The sequence below is a fragment of the Klebsiella sp. 4_1_44FAA genome (assembly GCF_000238715.1).
GTDB lineage: Bacteria > Pseudomonadota > Gammaproteobacteria > Enterobacterales > Enterobacteriaceae > Klebsiella > Klebsiella pneumoniae.
Genome location: NZ_JH414860.1, coordinates 1 through 661, shown reverse-complemented (window position 1 = coordinate 661; position 661 = coordinate 1). Strand labels below are relative to the sequence as shown.

Genomic DNA, 661 nt, shown 5'->3' with positions numbered 1-661 from the left:
GTAAGCGCCATCGGCGGCGGCTGACCTGATTTTCCGGTGGGTTTGCCGGATTAACCCGGGGAAGGCCTCTGAGTCCGTCACGTTGTTCAGCGACAGGTCAGCGCAGATGATTTCATGTGTTTTACTGTCAACGGCGAGATGCAGCTTACGCCAGATACGGCGGCGTTCCTGGCCATGCTTTTTGACTTTCCACTCGCCTTCACCGAAGACCTTCAGCCCGGTGGAATCAATCACCAGTGTGCGATTTCACCCCGGGTGGGCGTTTTGAAACTGACATTAACCGACTTTGCCCGCCTGCTGACACAGCTGTAATCCGGGCAGCGCAACGGAACATTCATCAGTGTAAAAAATGGAATCAATAAAACCCTGCGCAGCGCGCAGGGTCAGCCTGAATACGCGTTTAATGACCAGCACAGTCGTGATGGCAAGGTCAGAATAGCGCTGAGGTCTGCCTCGTGAAGAAGGTGTTGCTGACTCATACCAGGCCTGAATAGCTTCATCATCCAGCCAGAAAGTTATGGAGCCACGGTTGATGAGGGCTTTATTGTAGGTGGGCCAGTTGGTGATTTTGAACTTTTGCTTTGCCACGGAACGGTCTGCGTTGTCGGGAAGATACGTGATCTGATCCTTCAACTCAGCAAAAGTTCGATTTATTCAACAA

1 pseudogene is annotated in these 661 nt (G+C 52.0%); it reads right to left on the bottom strand.

Going from position 1 to position 661, the window contains the following annotated elements:
* A pseudogene (locus tag HMPREF1024_RS29905) lies at window positions 1–588 on the bottom strand (IS5 family transposase); the annotation flags it as partial.
* Window positions 589–661 lie beyond the last annotated feature (73 nt).